Origin of the sequence: Haloferax marisrubri (genome assembly GCF_001469875.2) — an archaeon.
Lineage (GTDB): Archaea > Halobacteriota > Halobacteria > Halobacteriales > Haloferacaceae > Haloferax > Haloferax marisrubri.
Genome location: NZ_LOPW02000018.1, coordinates 408,854 through 412,737 on the forward strand (window position 1 = coordinate 408,854; position 3,884 = coordinate 412,737).

The 3,884-nt window shown below is 64.2% G+C and carries 5 protein-coding genes; 4 read left to right on the forward strand and 1 reads right to left on the reverse strand.

The features are described from left to right. Window positions 1-348, reverse strand: a 348-nt coding sequence (locus AUR65_RS16865) for a helix-turn-helix domain-containing protein (RefSeq protein WP_058568059.1), incomplete at its 3' end; no start/stop codon positions are given. A gap of 71 nt (window positions 349-419) precedes the next feature. Between AUR65_RS16865 and AUR65_RS16870 the strand changes: the two genes are divergently transcribed. From AUR65_RS16870 to AUR65_RS20375, 4 genes are all read left to right on the forward strand, one after another. Further along, entirely contained in the window at window positions 420-1,568 is a 1,149-nt protein-coding gene (locus tag AUR65_RS16870; protein WP_058568060.1) for an extracellular solute-binding protein, read from the forward strand. 2 nt (window positions 1,569-1,570) lie between these two features. Further along, on the forward strand, window positions 1,571-2,509 hold the full coding sequence (locus AUR65_RS16875) for an ABC transporter permease (RefSeq protein ID WP_058568061.1): 939 nt from the start codon (window positions 1,571-1,573) through the stop codon (window positions 2,507-2,509). Beyond that, a complete protein-coding gene (locus AUR65_RS16880; RefSeq protein ID WP_058568062.1) occupies window positions 2,506-3,393 on the forward strand; it encodes an ABC transporter permease in 888 nt (295 codons plus the stop codon). The genes AUR65_RS16875 and AUR65_RS16880 overlap by 4 nt, the downstream gene beginning before the upstream one ends. Beyond that, window positions 3,393-3,884: ABC transporter ATP-binding protein (locus tag AUR65_RS20375; RefSeq protein ID WP_084816518.1), on the forward strand; the 492-nt coding region annotated here is incomplete at its 3' end. The genes AUR65_RS16880 and AUR65_RS20375, both read left to right, overlap by 1 nt.

Sequence of the window (3,884 nt, forward strand, 5' to 3'; positions counted from 1 at the left end):
CTCTTGGGCAAGCGCCGGCGTCCACGCCGGCGCGTCGAGCCCGACTTCTTCAGGTGGTTCGTGGACGGTTTCTTGAAATTTGTTTTGCTGTGTTTCTGAAAGCTTTCGCTTCCTCCCAGTTCGTTTATCGTCAGAAACGGCTTGCTCAAGCGACTCGTTGGTGTCGAGTCGCTTGAGCCAACTGTAGATCGTCCGTCGCTGAACACCGTACCACTGGGCTAGCTCGGTCTGCGTGACACCGTTCTTGTACGCGATAGCCGCTAAGAGCCGTTGTGTCGGCTTCTTTCCGTCCACGTTGTCGAGAGCGTCTTGCAGTTCCTCGACGGAAACCTCGTCGAGATGGTTCACTATCTCTTGCAAGAGTTTCCGAGTAAAAAGTTCTAACGATTACTATAGCAGACAGTCATGTTTCTCGGTCGATGGTATCAACCAGGCGAAATTTCATCGGGGGTACTGCCGCGGCGGTAGCGGGTCTCGCCGGCTGTCTGACGACGAGTAGTTCCGAGAGTGACGCCGACTCGACGGGTTCCGGTGGCGGCGAGGCGGAGACGTACGAGGTCGGCTATCAGGACTTCCAGACGAACATCGAGGCCGCCGCGTTCCCCGATATGCTGTACTTCTACTGCGTCCAGTCCGGGTGGATGAACTGGCCGTCGCTGATGCAGTCGTTCGAGGACTCCTACGGCGTGGCCGTCCACGACGACGACCGCTCGTCGGGCGAGGCGCTCCAGCACATGCGCTCGCACTCGAACAACATGACCCACACCGGATACAACGGCGGCTACACCTACGGCATCGTCGCCCGGAACGAGGGCTTCACGCAGGCGTACAAGCCGAAGGGGTGGGACAAGGTTCCGGACTCGCTCAAGACCGACGACGGCCACGTTACGGCGACCCGCCGGGTGACGACGGCCGTGACCTACCGGAAGGATATCTACGAGGAACGCGGCCTCGACGAGCCGACCACGTGGGAGGACCTGCTCCAACCCGAAATCATGCAGGACCTCGCGCTCCAGACCCCGCAGGCGGCGGTCGGGCTCGCGGCAGCGTTATCGGTCAACAACGCCCGCGGCGGCAGCATGGACGACCTCCAGCCCGTCATCGACTACTACGAACGGATTCAGGAGGGCGGCGCTGAGTTCACCGACAACTTCCTCGCGCAGTTCTCCCGCGGGGAGTACGCGACGTTCATCCGGTACGACTACTCCGGCCTCGACCTCAAATACAACAACGGCGAGGTTGCGGAAGAGAACGTCGGCGTGGCGCTCTTGGGCGGCGAAAACGGGAACAAGGGCGCGCTCAACATGCCGTACGGCTACGCGCTCTTGGAGGGCGCGCCGAATCCGGCCGCGGGCAAACTGTTCATGGACTACGTCCTCTCGCTGGAGGGCCAACAGCAGTTCCTCGACGCCTACGTCAGGCCGATTCGCTCCTCGGAACTGGAGCTTCCCGACGAGTTCATCGACCCGGCCGAGTACGACCGGACGGAGTTCCAAGTCGACTACGGTCAGCTGGTCGAGAAACAGGAGGACATCATCCGAGAGATAACGCGCGGCGCGAACATCTGAGGATGTCCGACCGACACGCCGAGAACAGTCTGCTCTCGACGCTCCGGGGGCTCGCGACGCGAGTCGTCGGCGCGTTCGAGACCGTTGTGAACCCCGTCACCGAACGAGAGCGCGAGTACCGCCGCATCGCCGCGCTGTGCGCGCCGTTTGCCGTGCTGGTGCTCGTCGCGGGTCTGTATCCGCTCTCCGAAGTCGTTCGAATCAGCGTCTCGGCGGCCCAGTACCGGTCGGTCGGATTCTCGCTCGACGCCTACGCGACGCTGTTCGGCGACCCCTACTACCGACAGGTGGCGTTCGACTCCCTGTGGCTGACCACGGGCACGACGCTCGTCTCGGTCGGGCTCGCCATCCCCATCGCGCACGCCCTCGAGAAGTACGACCTGCCCGGCGAGGACCTCCTCGTCACGCTCGTCTCGTTTCCCATCAGTCTCCCCGGCATCGTCGCAGCGTTCATGATTCTGGTGCTGTTCGGAAACAACGGTGTCGTCACCGCAGTCGCGGCCGCCCTCACCGGGAGCCGACCCACCGACCTCGCCTTTGCGGTGAGCGTTCCGGGGCTGTTCGTCGCCTTCGTGTACTCGATGGTGCCGCGCGCGACGCTCATCCTCCGCGGGACGTACGCCGAAGTCGACTCGGCCGCCGAGGAGGCAGCCCAGGCGCTCGGCGCGACGCCGTTCGAGACGTTCCGGCACGTCACACTCCCGCAGATTCGACCGGGAATCACCGGCGCGCTGATACTCACGTTCCGGACGGGACTGGCGATTTTCGGGACGCTCGTCGTCATCCAGACGCTGGTCGTCTGGACGCTCCAACTCTCGCGGGAACTCGGCGTCGGCTACGACGTGCAGGTCGCCGGCGCGATGGCGACTGTCTACTTCGTGTTCACGTTCCTGTTCACCGTCCTCGGACTTCGGTACACCAGCGCGGAGGTCGGCATATGAGGCCGTCCCCGTCCCTCTCGCGTCGATTCGGGCGGTCTGTCGTGACGCTGACCCTGTTCGCGACGGTCGCGTTCCTCATCGCGCCCATCGTCCTCACCGTCGTCGCCTCGTTCGCCACGAGTTGGACCGGCGTCCTCCCCTCCGGGTTCGTCACCTTCGAGAACTGGCGGGCGGTGCTGGGGCTCGCGGACACGATTGGCTCACAGCGCAGCATGGGATGGAGCCCCCTGTTCAGGCTCCCGCTCGGCGGCGAGACGCTGACGGTGTTGGTCCCGGCTGAGTTGGCGTTCAGCATCGGGCTGGCGCTCGGCGGCGTCCTCATCAACCTCGTCGTCGGCGTTCCCATCGCGTACGCGGTCGCTCGCTACGAGTTCCCGGGCAGAGAGTGGGTCAACGCCGTCTCCGTGCTCCCGCTCGTACCGGGCGTCATCTTGGGCGTCGCGTTCCTCCGGGCGTATCCGGACCTCTCGGCAACGAGCTTTGGGCTCATCGTCGGCTACTCGCTCCTGAAAGCGCCGTTCATGGTGATGGCAGTCCAAAGCGAGTTCGAGTCGATGCCGCTCCAACAACTGGAGGAGTCGGCTCGCTCGCTGGGCGCGTCGTGGCCGCGGACGTTCCTGACGGTCATCGTGCCGAACGCCCGGTCAGGCATCGTCTCGGGAGCTATCATCTGTTGGGCGCTCGCGGCCGCGGAGTTCAACTTCTCGTACATCGTCTGGGCGAAGGGTACCCAGCCGCTGGCGCTCTTCTTGCAGCGACACATCTCGAACAGCTCGTTCACCAAGGCGGCGGCCGCCGTGTCGATGTTCTTTTTCATCATCGTCGCGGTCACCGTCCTCCTACAGCGGGTCGGTCGCCGCGGATTCGACATCAGAGGTAGCTAATGGCAGACGTGACACTAGATGCGGTCCGAAAGGACTACGACGACACGACGGCGCTGGACGGCGTTTCGCTCACTGTCTCGGACGGCGAGATTCTCGGCGTACTCGGTCCCTCGGGATGCGGGAAGACGACGACGCTACGAACCGTCGCCGGCTTCGAGACGCCGACCGACGGGACGGTCAGGTTCGACGGCGAGGACGTGACGAACGTCCCCCCGGAGAACCGCAACGTCGGGTTGGTGTTCCAGGAGTACGCTCTGTTCGACAACATGACCGTCGCCGAGAACGTCGCGTTCGGGCTGAAGATGCGGGGCGTCGGGAAACGTGAGCGACGGAATCGGGCCGAGGGACTGCTCGAACTGCTCGATATTGGCGAGATGGGCGACCGCGGCCCGACGACGCTCTCCGGCGGCCAGCAACAGCGCGTCGGGCTGGCTCGCGCACTCGCTATCGAGCCGAACATCCTCCTGTTGGACGAGCCGATGACGGGGCTC